The organism is Vibrio sp. 10N.261.54.E10, assembly GCF_002877735.2.
GTDB lineage: Bacteria > Pseudomonadota > Gammaproteobacteria > Enterobacterales > Vibrionaceae > Vibrio > Vibrio crassostreae_C.
The window spans coordinates 557,941-574,663 of the sequence record NZ_MCXE02000001.1; the positions used below are offsets into that span (position 1 = coordinate 557,941).

Genomic DNA, 16,723 nt, shown 5'->3' on the forward strand with positions numbered 1-16,723 from the left:
ACAATTTAACTCTGACGAATGCGCTGTCTTACTACCCACTCTCCTGCAAAGAGTAACCCTGCAAACAGATAGCTGAGTAAGCCATTGTATAGGGTCCATACTTCTAGCGGTTGGAAGCAGGTGTAAAGGGCAATAGAGCCATTGATAACAAAGAACAAGCACCACACTTTGGTGACTTGTCGTGTGTAATCAACGCCACTTTGCGGAAGTTCAGGCTCTTGAAGGCGAGCAAGACGTTCGATAATCGTTTGTGGTTGCCATAGGCTCGAAGCGAATACAACCAGCATACAAACATTAACGATAACGGGATAATAGGTTAGCCAGCCGTGTTGCTTAAAGGCTAAGCCTAAAGCCAGCAGAACAATACCGGCACTTCCACTGATCCAAGCTAGGTGTTTTAGCTCTTTGATTTTAGCCTGACCGCCGGTGAAAATGCGTACAGCAAAGATAGCGGCTAAGGCAATACCAACGGTTTGTAAGCCAAACTTGTTGAGTCCAAAGTAAACCGCTATTGGATAAGTGAAAAGTATAATTGCCGACAGTAAAGTCAGCAGAGGACGCATTAGGCGTCCTTCAATAGTTCAACCACAGATTCGACAACGTCATTAACGGTGCGCACTGCTTTGAACTCTTCAGGTTTTATCTTCTTACCTGTGACGTTCTGTAGGTGAACGACCAAATCAACGGCATCAATGCTGTCTAGGTCTAGATCAAGATAGAGATGAGCTTCAGGGGTGATATCTTCAGCATCAAGCTCGAACAGCTCAATAAGCGCATCTTTAACCTGGTTGTATACTTCTTGTTGGTTAGCTTGTGTCATAAAGATCTGTCTAGTTATTCGTTTGAGAAGAGATGTAGTTCGCTAGATTTTCAACTGACGCAAAGTGCTGTCGAGTGTTTGAATCATCTGCATCGATAACAATGTTGTACTTTTTCTTGATAGCAAGGCCAAGCTCAAGGGCATCGATAGAGTCTAGTCCAAGTCCATCACCAAATAGTGGAGCTTCCGTTTCAATCTCATCAATGCTCATGTCTTCAAGGTTCAATGCGTCGATGATCAGTTGTTTCAGTTCGTTGTGTAATGTTTCCACTTTGGCCTACTTAATGCTTTATCTGAATGCTGCTTTAAGGGGGCGATTCTACATTATATGAGGTATTTTCGAAATGCCGATATCGCCTGTTATGTTATTGATACGCTAAATGTTTTCTTCGGAAGGGAAAATTGTTTGTGCAAGATGATGATTAAGGCGCCTTGCTGCCGAAGTTAAATTATTTGAGCCTTCAATAAATGGTTCGACTTCTATTTTACCTTTCACCGCGACATGAAAAAAGGGCTTCGACGCAGGAACTTGATACCATTTTTTCTCTTTCGTTAAGAATGTCGGAGAAACCGTAATATGAATCACGCGTAAATCGGTTTGTGTTCGAGTCGCGATTTGTGCCGCCCCACGCTGTAAGGATGGTTCAATTCCTGGCGTTGTGCGAGTTCCTTCGGGAAAAATCAGCATGACATTGCCACGTGAGAAGCGTTCTTCACAGCGCTCTAAAAGATCGTCAGGGGCTTGGTTCGGTATATAACCTGCCGCTTTGACAATCCTTTTCATAAAAGGGTTTTCCCAAATGGCCGCTTTGACGAGGCAATCACATTGAGGAAGTTGAGAGGCGATCAGCACATAGTCAATCAAACTTGGGTGGTTGGCGACGATAATGCAGTTACGGTCGTTACGCAGTAGTTCTGCACCATCAATTCGGTAATCGATTGCTCCGGTGAACTTCATGATTTGGCAAAAGGCGTTGAATGAGAAACGGATTAATCGCTGTGCTTTAAGCTCTCTTTTAATGGTATTGGGATTGGTTAGCGCGATAGTCGGTAAGATTAAGAAGCTTAATACTAAGCCACCTAGACCAAAGATGGTAAAGCACAGCCCTGTCGCGAATACTCGCCAATACTGGTCTACTCTGCTCATTACGCTGTACCTGTCTCGGTGTTATTTACCCAAGACCAAGTTTGGTGCTTGCCAGCAATAGCCCACCTATTTGTACCTAATAAGATATGTTGGAGCGTTTGTAACCCTTGTGGTAACACGGAAGGTGCTTGGTTGGTCTCTACTGTCCTAGTAATAGAGTATTCACTGCCAGCGGTGAGCACTAAGCCCAGCGCATAATCAGCAAAGTTCTGTGTTTCGTACTCTTGGTAGAGCTCGGGCAGAGGTTGGTCGAAATCGATAACTAACACTCGATGCGACGGATATTGATGAAGGTAAAGATAAGCTTCGATCAGAGCGTTATGGAAAGTATCTTGCCCTGCGGCTATTGAAGTCAGTGGAATCGGTGCTTTGGCGGCAATGGTGGTTAGACCAGCTGCGGTATTATGTACCGACTGCGAGAACGCCATTGGTGAGGCATCATCACCTTCCAATATCGACTGGATCAAGGTTGCGGTTCGGTGCAGTTCACCATGTCGACTGGCAAAAACCAGATAATCAATCGAGTTGTCTTTTAAGAGTGTCAATGCAGTTTGAACGGCCAATTTACTTTGTAGGCTCATTCGGCGGCGCATCATCGGTGGGATCGCTTTAAATTCAGTTGAGCCATCTTGTGGCCAATCTAAATTAGTGCTCCACGCTTGCCATTGGGCAACAGAATTGAGACCAGCCGAATTTGCAGACCATTTCTCAATATTAAACGACATTAATTGGGATTGATTTGACATAGAGTATTGATTTGCTTTGAGTCTAACTAAATACTATGCGCGCTTATAAATAAACACAGATAAGGAATTTAAATGAAATTACTAAAAATAGCAGTTTCAATGTTATTCATATTCGTTCTTGCAGGGTGTGGACGCGTCCAACCTGTAATGAATGTTGAGGATACTCCAGTTGCACTGAATCTTCAAAGTAAACAGGTTAAATCAGCTATTTCTGAATCTGCTGAAAATCGAGGCTGGTTGGTTTCAGAAATAAAGCCTGGTTTGATCCGCGCTGAATTGTATGTTCGTTCGCACCACGCTGTGGTTGAAATTCCTTATAGTGATAAGTTTTACTCTATTCTTTACGTTGAATCAGAGAATTTGAAGTACGACGATGGTGAAATACACCGTAATTACAACCGTTGGGTTAATAACTTAAACGTTGATATTAAACGTAAGCTTGCGCAAATGGCAGCTGAGTAACTCTCTATTATTTAAAGTTAGGTTTTTCGTGTCGGAATATAAATTAGATCCATTCAACGCATTAGAAGCAAAAACAGAAGCGCAGAAATTGTCTTTCGCTCCGATTGTTTTTCATACTGCTCGTACACTTCGTGATTTAGGCATTTTGAAAGCGTTAGATGACGCGGGCAACGAGGGTTTACCAGCAGAGTCTATCTCTGAATCGACCGGTGTCTCTGAGTACGGCGTGAAAGTCCTGCTCGATATGGCGTTAAGTGCTCATATTGTGACTTGGGAAAAGCCTAACTACAAAATGGCTAACCTTGGTTTCTACCTTCTGCATGATGGTATGACTAACGCAAACATGGATTTCACAGCCGATGTTTGTTATGCCGCGATGATGCATCTAACAGAAGCGATTGAAGAAGGCACACCTGCAGGCTTGAAAGAGTTGGGTGATTGGGAAACCATTTACCAAGGCTTGTCTCAATTGCCAGAAAAAGCAAAAGAGAGTTGGTTCAAGTTTGATCACTTCTATTCGGATCGCTCGTTCCCTGTGTTACTTGAAAAAGTCTTCAGCAAGAAACCTAAGTCGCTGGTGGATATCGGCGGCAACACGGGTAAGTGGGCGATGCAATGCTGCAACCATGATGCGGACGTTGAGGTGACGATTGTTGATTTGCCACAGCAGCTAGAAATGGCAATGGCAAACGCGGCCAAGCATGGTCATCAAGAGCGAGTCACGCCATTCCCAGCGAATATGCTCGATAAACAGCAAACTCTGCCAACGGGCGCGGATGTTTGGTGGATGAGTCAGTTCCTTGATTGTTTCTCGCCAATGGAGATTCTGAGCATATTAAAGCGCGTTCGCTCTCATATGTCAGAAGATGCGACTGTCTATATCCTTGAACTGTTTTGGGATTCACAGAAATACGATGCGGCTTCTTATAGCTTAAACGCGACGTCTCTCTACTTTACCTGCTTGGCCAATGGCAACAGTCGTTTTTACCGCAGTGAAGATTTCTTAGAGATTGTTGAAGAAGCGGGCTTTGAAGTGGTAACGCGTACCGACGATATCGGTCTTGGTCACACGCTTCTAGAATTGAAAGCTGGCGCGCAATAAAAATAACAAACATGGCTTAAATAATGAAAAAACTATCAACTCAAGTGGTGATCATCGGAGCTGGGCCATCAGGGTCTATTGCTGCGTCTTTACTTCATAAAAAAGGCATCGATGTTCGAGTGATTGAAAAGAGCGTATTCCCTCGCTTTTCTATTGGTGAAAGCCTATTACCAGCTTGTATGGAAATGATTGAACAGGCTGGGATGACTGACGCAGTGATCAACGCTAACTTCCAATACAAAGATGGCGCTGCCTTTCGCAAAAATGGTGTTTATACGGCGTTCAATTTTGAAGACAAGTTCTCTTCTGGCCCTGGAACCACGTTTCAGGTTCAGCGAGGTGCCTTTGATAAGGTTTTGGCAGATACGGCTGAGGCGCAGGGTGTCTGCATTGATTACCAACATGAGTTAATGGGCATTAATTTCACCGACGACAGCACCATTTTAGATGTACAAGTGCTGGGTGGAGAGCGTTATCAGATAGAAGCTCAATACGTTCTGGATGGCAGTGGTTTTGGTCGAGTGCTACCAAAAATGCTTAACTTGGCAGAGCCGTCATCGCTTCCTCCACGCAAAGCTATTTTTACGCACATTAACGATCATATTGCAGAGGTGGATACCGATCTTGAATATGACCGAAATAAAATTCTTATCTCTGTGCATCCAACCAACCCTGATGTTTGGTATTGGTTGATCCCGTTTAGTAACGGTGTCTCTTCGTTTGGTGTGGTAGGAGAGCCTAAGTTCTTTGAGTCCTATCCAGAAGACAAGATTGCTGCAATTAAACAGCTGGCAGCGGAAGAGCCGGGCTTGGCTGAGATACTGGCAAGCGCCGAGTATCCAAACCCTGCGGGTGAAATTGGTGGCTATTCTGCCAATGTAAAACATTTGGCGACGGGTACGCGTTGCTTGGCAATGCCGGCGAGTTCCTTGACCCGGTGTTCTCGTCAGGCGTGACGATTGCGATGAAGTCGGCACAGTTTGCGGTTGAGTGTGTCGAAAAGCAACTTAACGGTGAGAAGGTAGATTGGGAACGCGATTATGCCGCTCCTTTGATGGTTGGTGTAAACACCTTTAGAACGTATGTTGAGGGGTGGTACTCAGGTACTTTGCAGGATGTGATTTTCTATCAAGATCCAAATCCAAAGATTAAGCAGATGGTGTGCTCAATTCTGGCGGGTTACGCATGGGATCAAGCCAACCCTTATGTGAAAGAGTCTAAGCGCCGATTGGCGACACTGGCTGAGATATGCCGAAACTAGGTAATCGATTTTGTATGTAGCAATACTCTAAATTGCCACGATGGATCGTCATAAATTAAAAACAGCCGCAATGTGCGGCTGTTTTTGTATCTGAAAAATATGGGCGGTCAGCTTAATCGGATTTAAGCCTATTTTAAGTCGATGCTGTTCAATCGTCCCATAAATATAAGTAGATCAATTACGTCTTTGTGAGCATCAAGCAGCGCACGTTTGGTTTGGCTATAAGCTGCAAGTCGGCCGTGCTTTCTGATTGAACATACCTTGGTTTTGTACTTGTAGTCACCATTCTCAGAGAAGACGCGCCACTTAGCGATGTAGCACTCGTCGCGGTGCTCAGGATCACTCTGAGTTGGATTTGGCTTGAATACAATTTTGGGTTCTAAACTATGAGGCAGGCGCGTCATTAGGTAGGGCTCTTTGAGGACTTTGGGCCAAAATTTACCCCAAAGCTGTCTGCCCAGTTCATCTCTTAATTTAATGGTTTTCTTTAGTGCTTTGTCTTCACCCATACGAACAAAACCGACCGACCGATGCAGCACCGTATCTTCGGGAGTATGGATGTGGATCTTAAAAGCGGTTTTACCTTTCGAGATAAAGCGGTAACCGGTAGCACCAATTAGATTATTCTGACTCATAGTTTGCTAAGTGATGATTATGTTATCAATAAGATTACGCCAAATACTGCAAAACCGAAACTAATACCCATGAAAAAAATAAAGCCTTAGCATCTTTGCTAAGGCTTTATTAGAAACTCTGAGACGAGAGTGTCGCTAACTACATGATTTTCTGCATCACATCACCAATTTGAATGCTTCCCGCAAGGCTTGGCTGATCAATCGTGAGTTCCGCTTCGTTTTCGTAAACGCGAGAAACCGTTAGGGTGATGTCGCTTTGAGAAACCTTGTTGCGTGGCAAACCGCGTTGGTCGATAAACGAACCTGTGTGCCACAGTTGCAACTTGTCACCTTGTTGTACGCCATGCATTCGACCTAAATCAATGGTCACAGTGTTACCAAATACCGCTGCCACCTCTGGAAGGGTGATCTTACATGACACTTCCGATTCTAAGTCCAACATAATATTACGGCTAACACGCAGCATCATGCTGCCGTAGGTTGATGCCCAGAAACGGGCACTGCGGGTGTCGACTTCACTGGTCTTAGCAAATGGCCACTTTGCCACTTCACGATAGCTACGGTTGTAAACCTGATGCCCTGTTTTACCATCGAAGACTTGCATCTCTAACGCAAACTGGCGATTGATGATGTCGTCTTTCAACAGTTTGGACTCGATGGTCGCGGTTAAATCGGTAATGTCGCCACCAATGATGTATTGTGCGCCAGTGTCTTGGGCGATCATCTTGATCACTTCAGGTCGACGTTTGTCGATGTCGTAATTGGTCGTGCCAACGGAAACAAAGCTGCGAGACTCTTGCGCCAGCTGTCGATCTACGACATGACCAAAATCATCACCGATGTTATAGATTCTGCCCATTACAGCTTGCTGTGGGGAAGTTACATCGATGTTGCCGACCAAAAATGTCTTCTTATATTGGCTCTCATGGCAAGCATTTGCCGAAGGATAGATATCGATCCTTGCGGTGATCATTATATTGCCACTGCGTTTTTTCTCTTTTTCTACCAAGATGTAGCGCACTTCATGATTGGTAAATTGAAACTCTTTTTTGTTTGCGTCGAGGTAGGGCGTGAGGTTGGCAATGCTACCAATGTCGGCTCCTGAGAACTGGATCGCTTTATATACCGCGTCTTCCAGAGCATGGACCCTTGCCGTTTCCTCTGACGATACGATGGCTGCGGTACCGGTAACCTCATACCAAGAGGCATGAGCACTGAAGCTTATGGTTATCAGTGAACTTATTGAAAATAAGTAAGAAATTATTTTTTTCATCTATTCGTTACCAGTTGGGTATAAATATTGCTTAACAAATAACTATAAGCTTGAAGCTGACTTAAGTGCGTTTTTCTTAATCTGAACTATTAATGAAAAGCAAAGACTGTTCCAACATTGTAATCCATTGAAAAGAATAATGGTGAGAACATATTGGAACAGGTGGCACTAAAACTATCTGGAGATTAGAGAATGAAAAAATGGCTCGTAGTAATGAGTGTCATGTTACTGACATCATGCGCTTATTCGCCGATCTATAACGGCAAGTCTGAATATTCAGGCAGTCAGTTTATGTTGATGGACAGCCCTCGTCATACCATGGATTTTTTTGTGGAAAGTATGACTGAAGATTTGATCATTTCGAATACAAGTATTTCAGCGAGAACGCCAATAGCAATTACTTCGTTTGTGGACCTGCAGCACATGGACACAACGAACTGGCTAGGCAACTCGGTATCAGAAGGCTTCATTCATCAGTTTCAGCGTCGTGGCTTCAAGGTGGTTGATTTTAAAACTACTGGCTCTATCCAAGTGACTCACCAAGGTGACTTTGCGTTGAGCCGCGATTGGAAAGACTTAGCTCAAGAGCAAGACGTACAGTATGTACTGACAGGCACCATGCTTCGCCAAGAAGGCGGTGTACTAGTAAATGCTCGCGTTGTTGGCATGCAAACTCGAATTGTAGTGGCGACGGCACAAGGCTTCTTACCTGCAGACCGTATTGGCCGTGACCTAGATACTCTCAACAGTATTCGAACTCAAGATGGCGTGATCATTCGTTCCGATCCAACGATCAGTCAGCCTTATACTGTTATTCTTCGCCCTTAGGAGTTCGAGATGAAGAAGTTAATGTTTGTTGTTGCCGCTTTATTGCTTGTTGGCTGTCAGCCATTGCAGAGCATGAGACCTGATGATTTCTTAGTGGCTGTTGGCTATGCGAGTATCAGTGAGCAGAAAGGTCGTAACGACGAAGAGAGACGTATCCGCGCGATGAGAGCCTCTAAGATCGATGCTTATCGTGAGCTTGCTGAACAGGTTTACGGCATGCGAGTGAGTGGTCGGGCAGAGTTGGAAGATCAACGCCTTGGTACGGAACGTACTTCTGGTGCGGTTGATGGCGTAATCCGCGGTGCAGAAGTGGTACGCAGCTACCCTGTGGGCGATAGCTATGTTACTGAGCTTCAGCTTGATATCCGTAAGATGGAACAGCTACGTAATTACGGTGAAGTTCAACCTGTACCTGAAAAGAGACAACAAACGCTGTTCTAGCCCAAGGGGCGTCTAGCGATAGGACTATCCAGTTATATTGGCTGCTTTCGTTTTCCAGATGGCGTATCGGCAACCAATAACTAATATGAATGTAAAAGCGGCAAGTATGAAAATACTTGCCGCTTTTTTGTTTATCGATTTTGTCAGGGCGTTCAAAGGCTGATTAGGTGTTTTAATAAAAGATAACGACAGGAATAGTCTGAGATACAGATAAACGGTTAACAAGGGGTATTACTGAAGAGGAAGAGTTAACTTAACTAGGCTTTTACGTTGGTTCCCAGCGTAGAGATAGTATGCGTTTGACCACCGGCATTGTAGGTCATGCCAATTTTGCCGTGGCTTTGCTGCATCATATTGCTGAGTTTTTTGAAGCTAAGGTGTGCTCGATTCAAGGCTTCGCCATTAACAAGGTTCGCTTGCTGGCAATCGTGCACTATCGACTGGATCTTAGTGACTAACTGAGCAAGTTCAGGGTTCTCGGTCAGTTCTGAGATATTGGTATGGGCTGCGATTCGCTGATCGGTTGATCTTAGTTGTTCAACTAGGACCACTTTTTCTTTGGCGATTCGCTCAATATCGTTTGATTGTCGGCTCGTAATAGCGGTTTTCTCTGAACTTAGTAATTCAGATAAGGCTTTGGCATTTTGAAGTTGAAAATTAACTAAATCTGCTAGTGCCGCCATAACGTAAACCTATTCATAACCTCGAGTACTTTAAGACAATAACTTCAATGAAAAGTTAGTGTTTTCTTAAAGGCCTTTTAATTCATCTTCGAACTTGATCATGTTGTCAGCCAGTTTCTCTGGATCGACAGTGTATGAACCATTCGCAATTGCTTCTTTGATCGCTGCTACTTTCACAGAATCAAAGCTTGGCTGTGCTGCCATATCTTGGTGGAGCTGACCAATCGCTTTGCCTTGTTGGCTCAGTGAAACCGCATCTTTGCTTGCTGGTGATTTAGTTGATACATCAGAGCGTGATGCCTCAGAACTAGAATCAGAGCGTACTGCTGATCGGTTAGTGGTCGTTAGGGTTTGCCCTGAACGAATATTATCAATGCCTGCCATAGTTAAGCCTTTTTCTTCAAAAATGGGAACCTGTACAGTCAATATCGACCAAGGGTTCGAATACTTTAGCAATTTTTAGCTCAATAGTCGAAAAGGGACAAAACACCGCAGCCGTTATATTTGGCGTTAGAGTTGAGGGTGAAATCGCTAACGATACCGTCAATTTAGAAGTAAAGAGTTAAAAGTAAACCGTGACTTCAGACATGCTGGTAACAATCCCTTCAATTATACGCTGTGATTTATCATTTTTCACTCTTACTTGATCACCCATAGAGCCATCGGTAAGCGCAGTTCCTTTGGTGGTAATGGTCATGCCACCTTTTACTGCCTGTATGATAACCTTCTCGTTTCGGCACACGACACAGATATCACCTCTTTCTACAACATCGCCCGGTCTTAGGTTCTTTTTTACCTTAGCGCCGATGACCTGATGTGGAGCTGTGAAACCTTGGCGACGAAACTTGTTAAGAGAAATCATAGCGGTGGTGACATCGTATTGACCGACGATTTCGCCTCTCGCGAGTGAGCGAGTGGTGGTGACAAGAGGCACCGACATCGAAAGGCGCACCGGTACATAAACTCGCCACTCATCAGGAACACATTGCACTAAAACCGTAATACTGCTGCGGGTATTGGTGGTCGTTGAAGCGCTGGTCTCTAAAGGCACTGGGCAGTCTGTCGCTTTGATTCTTGAGTCAACATTTGCTGAATTAACAAAGAGTTCGCCACCTTGTGGCTGCTCAACTGTATCAAGGATATGTTGCTCCGCTGCAGACTGAATCATCTCAATTTGTTCTGGGGTCGCAGCTTGTACAAAAAAACTAAACAATATTGATAAAATGCCGATAAACTTAGCGACAGTTTTAAAAGTAGCTCTACACATTGCTATGGAAAGAGGTGGCAAATTTGTTTTATAATACGTCATTCCGTTTCTCTGGTGGTTCGTAGCCTGCAGTAGACTAACACTTTTTATACAAAAAAGTTTGATATGGAGATGAGCTCATGACGGGTATTCTTGATTCGGTGAATCAGCGTACGCAACTCGTCGGTCAAAACCGATTAGAATTACTAACCTTTCGCCTAATGGGGCGTCAGCGTTACGGCATTAATGTCTTTAAAGTAAAAGAAGTGCTGCAATGCCCTAAGCTGACAAAGATGCCAAACTTGAACCCACTGGTTAAAGGTGTAGCACACATTCGTGGCCAAACGATCTCTGTGATCGACTTGAGCTTAGCGATTGGTGGCCGTCCTACAACGGATATTGAAAAGTGTTTTGTGGTTATCTCTGAGTTTAACCGAACCATTCAAGGTTTCTTGGTAAGTTCAGTTGAGCGCATTATTAACATGCACTGGGAATCGATTCTTCCGCCGCCAGATGGCGCAGGTAGAGCTAACTACCTGACAGCGGTAACCAACATTGATAATGAATTGGTAGAAATTCTTGATGTTGAGAAGATCCTTGCAGAAATTTCTCCTGTTGATGAAACAATGGACAGCAAGATTGCTGAAGATATTGCGAAAGTAGAACAAGAGAAAGAACTGGTTCGCCGCATCTTGATTGCTGATGACTCGACCGTTGCTCGTAAGCAGGTTCAGCGTGCTATTGAGTCGATTGGTTTTGAAGTTATCTCGGTGAAGGATGGTAAAGAAGCCTATGAGAAGCTGATGCAGATGTCATCAGAAGGCAGTATTTACGATCAGATTTCATTGGTGATTTCTGATATCGAAATGCCAGAAATGGATGGATACACGCTGACTGCTGAGATTCGTCGTCACGCCGAACTTAAAGATTTATACGTAATTTTACACTCATCGTTGAGTGGTGTATTTAACCAAGCCATGGTTGAGCGTGTTGGAGCTAACTCCTTCATCGCTAAATTCAACCCAGATGAGCTTGGTGCAGCTGTAAAAGCTGCGTTAACTAACTAAAAGAGACATTAATGACTGCTATAACAATAAGTGATCAAGAGTATCGCGATTTCAGCCGTTTCTTAGAATCTCAATGTGGCATTGTATTAGGTGACAGCAAGCAGTATTTAGTGCGCAGTCGTCTAAGCCCATTAGTAACGAAGTTTAAGTTAGCTTCTTTGTCTGATTTGTTGAGAGATGTAGTAACAGGTCGAAACCGTGAGCTGCGTGTGGCTGCTGTCGATGCCATGACGACGAACGAGACACTTTGGTTCCGTGATACTTACCCGTTTGCTGTGCTTGCGGATAAGCTTCTACCGGAAATAGCGGCAAATAAACGTCCTATTAAGATTTGGTCTGCGGCAAGCTCTTCAGGCCAAGAAGCATACTCAATGGCAATGACGATTCTTGAAACTCAAGCTCGTAAGCCAGGTATGCTGCCAAATGTATCGATTACCGCAACTGACATCTCAGCAAGTATGTTGGATATGTGCCGCACTGGCGCTTACGACAACCTTGCATTGGGACGTGGACTTTCTCCAGAGCGCCGTCGTACTTTCTTTGAAGATGCGGGCGATGGCCGTATGAAAGTGAAAGATAACGTCAAGCGCATGGTGAACTTCCGCCCTCAGAACTTGATGGACAGCTATGCATTGTTAGGCAAGTTCGACATCATTTTCTGTCGTAACGTGCTGATCTACTTCTCACCTGATATGAAGTCAAAGGTACTTAACCAGATGGCAAATAGCCTCAACCCAGGTGGTTACCTGCTATTAGGTGCGTCGGAATCACTAACAGGCTTAACGGATCGTTTTGAAATGGTTCGCTGTAATCCAGGCATCATCTACAAATTAAAGTAACGAGCGGCACCGATATTAGGTGTAAGGTTACCGTCTAAATTTAAAACCCAGCCAAGTGCTGGGTTTTCTTTTTCCTGCTTAAGCTATATCTTTAAGTCAGAGTGACATTCCAATTTACTCTATTTTTTGGCTTGTTTATTGCAAGTTTACCCACGAGTAACCTGTAAAAGCATTGATAGACCGCCTTGTTTCAAAAGTTGGTATATATATTGCTTTGGTTATTTCATAACAGTCAGTTCTTGAGTTGAGGTTTACATGGCTATTTCTTTTGACAATGCTTTGGGCATTCACCAGCACACAGTTGGTGTACGTGAGCGTAACGCTGAGGTGCTTTCCACCAATATCGCGCAAGCAAACACGCCTGGGTATAAAGCAAAGGGATTAGACTTTAAGAAATCACTGCAAGCGGCAAGTTCTGGGGCAAGCATTGGTCTTAGCCGTACAGATGGTCGGCACATTTCTGCCTCAACAACGGTGAACGGGGAAACGAAGTATCGCATTCCTACCCAACCTGATACAGGAGATGGCAACACGGTTGATTTGGATTTGGAAAGAAACCTTTTCATGCAAAACCAAATTAGGCATCAAGCCTCTCTCGACTTCTTAGGAAGTAAGTTCAAGAATTTAACTAAAGCGATTAAAGGGGAATAATTAGATGAGTTTATTCAATGTATTCAATGTGACTGGTTCTGCGATGAGTGCTGAATCTGTTCGTCTAAATACGACCTCGAGCAACCTTGCGAACGCGGACAGTGTAAGTAGTTCTGCTGAAGAAACTTACAAGGCTCGTCACGCAGTGTTCGGCGCTGAGTTAAATAAAGCACGCAACAGTGGTCACACTGTGCCTGTGAAAGTATTAGGTATTGTGGAAAGCGATAAGCCGCTAAGCGCGGAGTACAACCCGGATCACCCATTAGCGAACAACGAAGGCTATATCTACAAGCCTAATGTCAACGTTATGGAAGAAATGGCAAACATGATTTCGGCATCACGTGCGTACCAAACAAACGTACAGGTTGCTGACTCGAGTAAACAAATGCTGCTGCGTACGCTGCAGATGGGTCAATAAGGATAAGGAGGTAGCACATGGCTGGAATCAACAACAATGTTGGTCAAAGCGGCTTGTCCTATGTTGACCAGCTGAAGAGTCTTCAAGATGGCGCTAAAAAGCCCGACGAAACAACAGGTAAGCAGGATCTTAAACAAGAAGACTTCTTATCTTTGTTGACTAAGCAACTAGCACAACAAGACCCTTTCAAGCCGGTTAGCAATGACCAGATGATTGCGCAAATGGCTTCATTTGCGACCGTAGATGGCATTGGCAAAATGAATACACAGTTTGAAAGCTTGAATTCATCAATGACCTCTAACCAAGCTCTTCAGGCCTCCTCTTTAGTTGGGCGTGATGTATTGGTTCCTGGTGCGGCAGGTGTAAAACCCGGTGATGGCGGTATGGCGGCAATGGTTAAGCTTCCTCAGGCAATGGACAATGTAATGGTCCGTGTTGAGAACGAAGTTGGCCAATTGGTTCGCACATTTGATATCGGCTCTAAACCATCTGGTGATACACGTGTTGAATGGGACGGAAAAGACGAAGACGGTAACCCATTGCCGGCCGGTAAATACAACGTGAAAGCGTCGGGTTTGCTGGATGGCGAGAACACAGAGTTCCAAGTTTCCAGTTATGCGAACGTGAACAGTGTGCTTCTTGGTAAGGGCGATGGCAACGTACTACTCAATCTGGCTGGTTTCACATCGCCAGTACGACTTGCTGAAGTACTAGAAGTTGGTAAAGCGTAGCTCTTTATTGAGTGACTATGCTAGCTAGATAGATTAGGAGAATAATGGAATGTCATATGTAGCTTTAAGCGGCCTATCCGCTGCACAATTAGACCTTAATACAACCAGTAACAACATTGCGAACGCGAACACATTTGGCTTTAAAGAGTCTCGTGCCGAGTTTGGTGATGTTTACTCAAGCTCGTTGTTCACTAACGCAAAAACGACGGCAGGTGGCGGTGCGCAAGCTAGCCAAGTGGCGCAACAGTTCCACGAAGGTTCAAGTATTTATACGAACAACCCAATGGACTTACGTGTAAGTGGTACAGGTTTCTTTGCAGTATCTAAAGACCGCATGGTGCCAGAGATTAACGAATTAACGCGTAATGGTGCATTTCACCTAAACAAAGACAACTACATGGTTACCGCTAATGATGAGTTTCTTTTAGGTTACGATGTTGATCCAAACTCGGGGGAAGTTCTTTCTTATGCGCCAAAGCCTCTCGACATTCCTGCTGAGTTTGGTAAACCAAAACAGACAGAAAACATTGAAGTAGGGGTTAACCTTCCTGCAAACGGTGATCTTAAAGACCCGGCTGCATTTAACTTCAAAGATGCTGATACTTATAACCGTGCAACGTCTTCGACGGTATACGATTCTATGGGTCAGTCTTACAAGTTAACGACTTACTACCTCAAAGATCAGACTCAACCAAACACTTGGCAAACGTACTACACCATGTCAGATGAGAACGGTGAAAAGCCGGTCAACATTACTGGTGGTGATGCGACGAATGCACAAGGTCATGTTGGTCACACAATGAAGTTCAACAATGACGGTACGTTAGCAAGCCTAAACAATGGTCAGCCGATTAACTCGGAACCACTGGGTGCTGGCGCGAACCCAATTGACTTGAACGGTGCTGATCCAACTCAAGTGCTTAAGTTTGGTCTAGATTCGTCAACTCAGTTTGCCGCTCCGTTTGAATTGACTAAGTTTGATGAAGATGGCGCGACAACAGGTTTCTTAACAAAAATCGATTTCGATGAGTACGGCAGTGTTCTAGGTACTTACTCAAATGGTGAAAACGTGATGCTTGGCCGTGTAGGCTTGGTTCGTGTACCAAATGAGCAAGGTCTGGATAAGAAAGGCGGTACTCAATGGGATTCTACCAACGACTCTGGTGACAAGATCTGGGGTGAATCGAACAAAGGTTCATTTGGTAGCATCAACAACGGCTCGCTAGAGCAGTCGAACATCGATATGACTCAAGAACTGGTTGATTTGATTTCTGCTCAACGTAACTTCCAAGCGAACTCGCGTTCTCTAGAAGTACACAACCAGCTACAACAGAATATTCTTCAGATTCGTTAATCGTTTAAAGCGTTTGAATCATCTGCGAATACCCAATTCAATGTTATTGAATTGGGTATTGTTGTTTGTCTTTTTATTTGCCGCCCCTATTGCCGCCCGGTAATGCCTCTGGCAACAATTATTCCTCAATGATCCTTTGACGATCACCCCTTTCCGTTCTTTCTCTATTTAAATTACTGATAAATAACAGTAAAAAATATTGGCACAGTGTTTGCTTTATTAGCCCCAGAAGATGATTTTTTGGAGCAAAATTATGGATCGTGCACTGTTTCTTGCCATGAGTGGCGCTAAGCAAAATATGCAAGCTTTGCAGCTACGTGCTAACAACCTTGCCAACGTAAGTACAACGGGTTTCCGTGCTGATTTAGCACAAGCACGTTCAATGCAAGCGTACGGTGAAGGCATGCCTACTCGTGTTTTCAGCATGACAGAACGTCCGGGTCATAATTTCGCACAAGGTAGTGTGGTCACCACTGGCCGAGATCTTGATGTCACTATTCAAGGTGATGGTTGGATTTCAGTGATGGATAACACAGGCCGTGAAGGTTTAACGCGTAATGGTAATCTAAAGGTAGACCAAAACGGTTTGTTAACCAACGCAAGCGGTCACTTGGTGTTAGGTGAGAATGACGCGCCAATCACGCTCCCAATCCCAGTCAGCAAAGTAGAAATTGGTACAGATGGTACGATTTCGGTGATTCCTCAAGGCGCTCCAGCTGAAGAATTAGCGATTGTCGACCGTATCAAACTTGTACGCCCAGACAACCAAAGTTTGTTTAAAGATACGAATGGTCTATTCCGTTCGAAAAACCCAGATCAGGCATACGAAGCGGATGCAGCGGTAACGTTGCTTAAAGGTGCTATCGAAGGCAGTAACGTAAATGCTGTAGGTGAAATGACCAGCCTAATTGACTTACAACGTCAGTTTGAAATGCAGGTCAAGATGATGAGCACGGCAGAGGAAATGGACAAGTCGTCTGATTCACTGCTTCGTATGAGCTAATAGAATTTAAAGGAAT

General features: G+C 44.3%; 21 protein-coding genes and 1 pseudogene. 12 read left to right on the plus strand and 10 right to left on the minus strand.

The window, feature by feature from the left end; translation table 11 throughout:
* Positions 1-5: 5 nt before the first annotated feature.
* The 5 genes from BCU07_RS02435 to BCU07_RS02455 form a co-directional block, all read right to left on the minus strand.
* Positions 6-563: a septation protein IspZ gene (locus BCU07_RS02435; RefSeq protein ID WP_048669155.1), complete on the minus strand. Its 558-nt coding sequence runs from the start codon at positions 561-563 to the stop codon at positions 6-8.
* On the minus strand, positions 563-820 hold the full coding sequence (locus tag BCU07_RS02440) for an acyl carrier protein (protein ID WP_004739745.1): 258 nt from the start codon (positions 818-820) through the stop codon (positions 563-565). Before BCU07_RS02440 ends, BCU07_RS02435 begins: the two co-directional genes overlap by 1 nt.
* A 10-nt stretch (positions 821-830) precedes the next feature.
* The gene (locus BCU07_RS02445) at positions 831-1,091 is read right to left on the minus strand and encodes a phosphopantetheine-binding protein (protein ID WP_004736154.1); all 261 of its coding nucleotides are present in this window, start codon (positions 1,089-1,091) and stop codon (positions 831-833) included.
* A 105-nt stretch (positions 1,092-1,196) separates the two neighbouring features.
* Positions 1,197-1,967 carry a lysophospholipid acyltransferase family protein gene (locus BCU07_RS02450; RefSeq protein WP_017062273.1) on the minus strand — a complete coding sequence of 257 codons (771 nt, stop codon included), beginning with the start codon at positions 1,965-1,967 and terminating at the stop codon, positions 1,197-1,199.
* On the minus strand, positions 1,967-2,713 hold the full coding sequence (locus tag BCU07_RS02455; protein WP_198599058.1) for a beta-ketoacyl synthase chain length factor: 747 nt from the start codon (positions 2,711-2,713) through the stop codon (positions 1,967-1,969). Before BCU07_RS02455 ends, BCU07_RS02450 begins: the two co-directional genes overlap by 1 nt.
* 72 nt (positions 2,714-2,785) lie before the next feature.
* Here BCU07_RS02455 and BCU07_RS02460 point away from each other — a divergent pair, with 72 nt between their 5' ends.
* The 3 genes and pseudogenes from BCU07_RS02460 (at position 2,786) to BCU07_RS02470 (ending at position 5,538) form a co-directional block, all read left to right on the plus strand.
* Complete coding sequence (locus tag BCU07_RS02460) at positions 2,786-3,175, plus strand: hypothetical protein (RefSeq protein WP_017062271.1); 390 nt, start codon at positions 2,786-2,788, stop codon at positions 3,173-3,175.
* A 28-nt stretch (positions 3,176-3,203) separates the two neighbouring features.
* Positions 3,204-4,277 carry a methyltransferase gene (locus BCU07_RS02465; RefSeq protein WP_017062270.1) on the plus strand — a complete coding sequence of 358 codons (1,074 nt, stop codon included), beginning with the start codon at positions 3,204-3,206 and terminating at the stop codon, positions 4,275-4,277.
* 23 nt (positions 4,278-4,300) lie between these two features.
* A pseudogene (locus BCU07_RS02470) lies at positions 4,301-5,538 on the plus strand (NAD(P)/FAD-dependent oxidoreductase).
* A 128-nt stretch (positions 5,539-5,666) separates the two neighbouring features.
* Here the strand turns inward: BCU07_RS02470 and BCU07_RS02475 are convergent.
* Together BCU07_RS02475 and BCU07_RS02480 are read right to left on the minus strand one after the other, a co-directional pair.
* Positions 5,667-6,173 (minus strand): hypothetical protein, encoded by a 507-nt coding sequence (locus BCU07_RS02475; protein ID WP_017062268.1) that lies wholly within the window; start codon positions 6,171-6,173, stop codon positions 5,667-5,669.
* A 139-nt stretch (positions 6,174-6,312) separates the two neighbouring features.
* Positions 6,313-7,446 carry a flagellar assembly protein FlgT gene (locus BCU07_RS02480; RefSeq protein ID WP_017062267.1) on the minus strand — a complete coding sequence of 378 codons (1,134 nt, stop codon included), beginning with the start codon at positions 7,444-7,446 and terminating at the stop codon, positions 6,313-6,315.
* Between the two features lie 192 nt (positions 7,447-7,638).
* Here BCU07_RS02480 and BCU07_RS02485 point away from each other — a divergent pair, with 192 nt between their 5' ends.
* Together BCU07_RS02485 and flgP are read left to right on the plus strand one after the other, a co-directional pair.
* Complete coding sequence (locus tag BCU07_RS02485) at positions 7,639-8,274, plus strand: FlgO family outer membrane protein (protein WP_017064137.1); 636 nt, start codon at positions 7,639-7,641, stop codon at positions 8,272-8,274.
* 9 nt (positions 8,275-8,283) lie between these two features.
* Positions 8,284-8,715 (plus strand): flagellar assembly lipoprotein FlgP, encoded by a 432-nt coding sequence (gene flgP / locus BCU07_RS02490; RefSeq protein ID WP_102428633.1) that lies wholly within the window; start codon positions 8,284-8,286, stop codon positions 8,713-8,715.
* Between the two features lie 257 nt (positions 8,716-8,972).
* Here the strand turns inward: flgP and BCU07_RS02495 are convergent, their stop codons facing one another.
* The 3 genes from BCU07_RS02495 to flgA form a co-directional block, all read right to left on the minus strand.
* A complete protein-coding gene (locus BCU07_RS02495) occupies positions 8,973-9,398 on the minus strand; it encodes a flagella synthesis protein FlgN (protein WP_017064136.1) in 426 nt (141 codons plus the stop codon).
* 66 nt (positions 9,399-9,464) lie between these two features.
* Entirely contained in the window at positions 9,465-9,782 is a 318-nt protein-coding gene (gene flgM / locus BCU07_RS02500) for a flagellar biosynthesis anti-sigma factor FlgM (RefSeq protein WP_017062263.1), read from the minus strand.
* 178 nt (positions 9,783-9,960) lie between these two features.
* Positions 9,961-10,707, minus strand: coding sequence for a flagellar basal body P-ring formation chaperone FlgA (gene flgA / locus BCU07_RS02505; protein ID WP_017064135.1), 747 nt, complete (start codon positions 10,705-10,707; stop codon positions 9,961-9,963).
* Positions 10,708-10,784: 77 nt separating this feature from the next.
* Here flgA and BCU07_RS02510 point away from each other — a divergent pair, with 77 nt between their 5' ends.
* From BCU07_RS02510 to flgF, 7 genes are all read left to right on the plus strand, one after another.
* Positions 10,785-11,711, plus strand: a complete 927-nt coding sequence (locus BCU07_RS02510; protein ID WP_017062261.1) for a chemotaxis protein CheV — start codon at positions 10,785-10,787, stop codon at positions 11,709-11,711.
* An 11-nt stretch (positions 11,712-11,722) separates the two neighbouring features.
* Positions 11,723-12,550, plus strand: coding sequence for a protein-glutamate O-methyltransferase (locus tag BCU07_RS02515; RefSeq protein WP_004736174.1), 828 nt, complete (start codon positions 11,723-11,725; stop codon positions 12,548-12,550).
* 255 nt (positions 12,551-12,805) lie between these two features.
* Complete coding sequence (flgB, locus tag BCU07_RS02520) at positions 12,806-13,201, plus strand: flagellar basal body rod protein FlgB (protein ID WP_004736175.1); 396 nt, start codon at positions 12,806-12,808, stop codon at positions 13,199-13,201.
* Between the two features lie 4 nt (positions 13,202-13,205).
* The gene (gene flgC, locus BCU07_RS02525) at positions 13,206-13,619 is read left to right on the plus strand and encodes a flagellar basal body rod protein FlgC (RefSeq protein ID WP_004736176.1); all 414 of its coding nucleotides are present in this window, start codon (positions 13,206-13,208) and stop codon (positions 13,617-13,619) included.
* Between the two features lie 17 nt (positions 13,620-13,636).
* A complete protein-coding gene (flgD, locus tag BCU07_RS02530) occupies positions 13,637-14,350 on the plus strand; it encodes a flagellar hook assembly protein FlgD (RefSeq protein ID WP_010439286.1) in 714 nt (237 codons plus the stop codon).
* 49 nt (positions 14,351-14,399) lie between these two features.
* Positions 14,400-15,704: a flagellar hook protein FlgE gene (gene flgE / locus BCU07_RS02535; protein WP_017062260.1), complete on the plus strand. Its 1,305-nt coding sequence runs from the start codon at positions 14,400-14,402 to the stop codon at positions 15,702-15,704.
* Positions 15,705-15,957: 253 nt separating this feature from the next.
* A complete protein-coding gene (flgF, locus tag BCU07_RS02540; RefSeq protein WP_017095944.1) occupies positions 15,958-16,707 on the plus strand; it encodes a flagellar basal-body rod protein FlgF in 750 nt (249 codons plus the stop codon).
* Positions 16,708-16,723 lie beyond the last annotated feature (16 nt).

What these genes read in the sequence shown, in the direction of transcription:
- BCU07_RS02450 (WP_017062273.1), bottom strand. Translation starts at nt 1,967, where the DNA reads ATGAGCAGAGTAGACCAGTATTGGCGAGTATTCGCGACAGGGCTGTGC.
- BCU07_RS02515 (WP_004736174.1), top strand. Translation starts at nt 11,723, where the DNA reads ATGACTGCTATAACAATAAGTGATCAAGAGTATCGCGATTTCAGCCGT.
- BCU07_RS02485 (WP_017064137.1), top strand. Translation starts at nt 7,639, where the DNA reads ATGAAAAAATGGCTCGTAGTAATGAGTGTCATGTTACTGACATCATGC.
- flgB (WP_004736175.1), top strand. Translation starts at nt 12,806, where the DNA reads ATGGCTATTTCTTTTGACAATGCTTTGGGCATTCACCAGCACACAGTT.
- flgC (WP_004736176.1), top strand. Translation starts at nt 13,206, where the DNA reads ATGAGTTTATTCAATGTATTCAATGTGACTGGTTCTGCGATGAGTGCT.
- flgE (WP_017062260.1), top strand. Translation starts at nt 14,400, where the DNA reads ATGTCATATGTAGCTTTAAGCGGCCTATCCGCTGCACAATTAGACCTT.
- BCU07_RS02480 (WP_017062267.1), bottom strand. Translation starts at nt 7,446, where the DNA reads ATGAAAAAAATAATTTCTTACTTATTTTCAATAAGTTCACTGATAACC.
- BCU07_RS02510 (WP_017062261.1), top strand. Translation starts at nt 10,785, where the DNA reads ATGACGGGTATTCTTGATTCGGTGAATCAGCGTACGCAACTCGTCGGT.
- flgD (WP_010439286.1), top strand. Translation starts at nt 13,637, where the DNA reads ATGGCTGGAATCAACAACAATGTTGGTCAAAGCGGCTTGTCCTATGTT.
- BCU07_RS02495 (WP_017064136.1), bottom strand. Translation starts at nt 9,398, where the DNA reads ATGGCGGCACTAGCAGATTTAGTTAATTTTCAACTTCAAAATGCCAAA.
- flgF (WP_017095944.1), top strand. Translation starts at nt 15,958, where the DNA reads ATGGATCGTGCACTGTTTCTTGCCATGAGTGGCGCTAAGCAAAATATG.
- flgP (WP_102428633.1), top strand. Translation starts at nt 8,284, where the DNA reads ATGAAGAAGTTAATGTTTGTTGTTGCCGCTTTATTGCTTGTTGGCTGT.
- BCU07_RS02475 (WP_017062268.1), bottom strand. Translation starts at nt 6,173, where the DNA reads ATGAGTCAGAATAATCTAATTGGTGCTACCGGTTACCGCTTTATCTCG.
- flgM (WP_017062263.1), bottom strand. Translation starts at nt 9,782, where the DNA reads ATGGCAGGCATTGATAATATTCGTTCAGGGCAAACCCTAACGACCACT.
- BCU07_RS02440 (WP_004739745.1), bottom strand. Translation starts at nt 820, where the DNA reads ATGACACAAGCTAACCAACAAGAAGTATACAACCAGGTTAAAGATGCG.
- BCU07_RS02460 (WP_017062271.1), top strand. Translation starts at nt 2,786, where the DNA reads ATGAAATTACTAAAAATAGCAGTTTCAATGTTATTCATATTCGTTCTT.
- BCU07_RS02435 (WP_048669155.1), bottom strand. Translation starts at nt 563, where the DNA reads ATGCGTCCTCTGCTGACTTTACTGTCGGCAATTATACTTTTCACTTAT.
- flgA (WP_017064135.1), bottom strand. Translation starts at nt 10,707, where the DNA reads ATGACGTATTATAAAACAAATTTGCCACCTCTTTCCATAGCAATGTGT.
- BCU07_RS02455 (WP_198599058.1), bottom strand. Translation starts at nt 2,713, where the DNA reads ATGTCAAATCAATCCCAATTAATGTCGTTTAATATTGAGAAATGGTCT.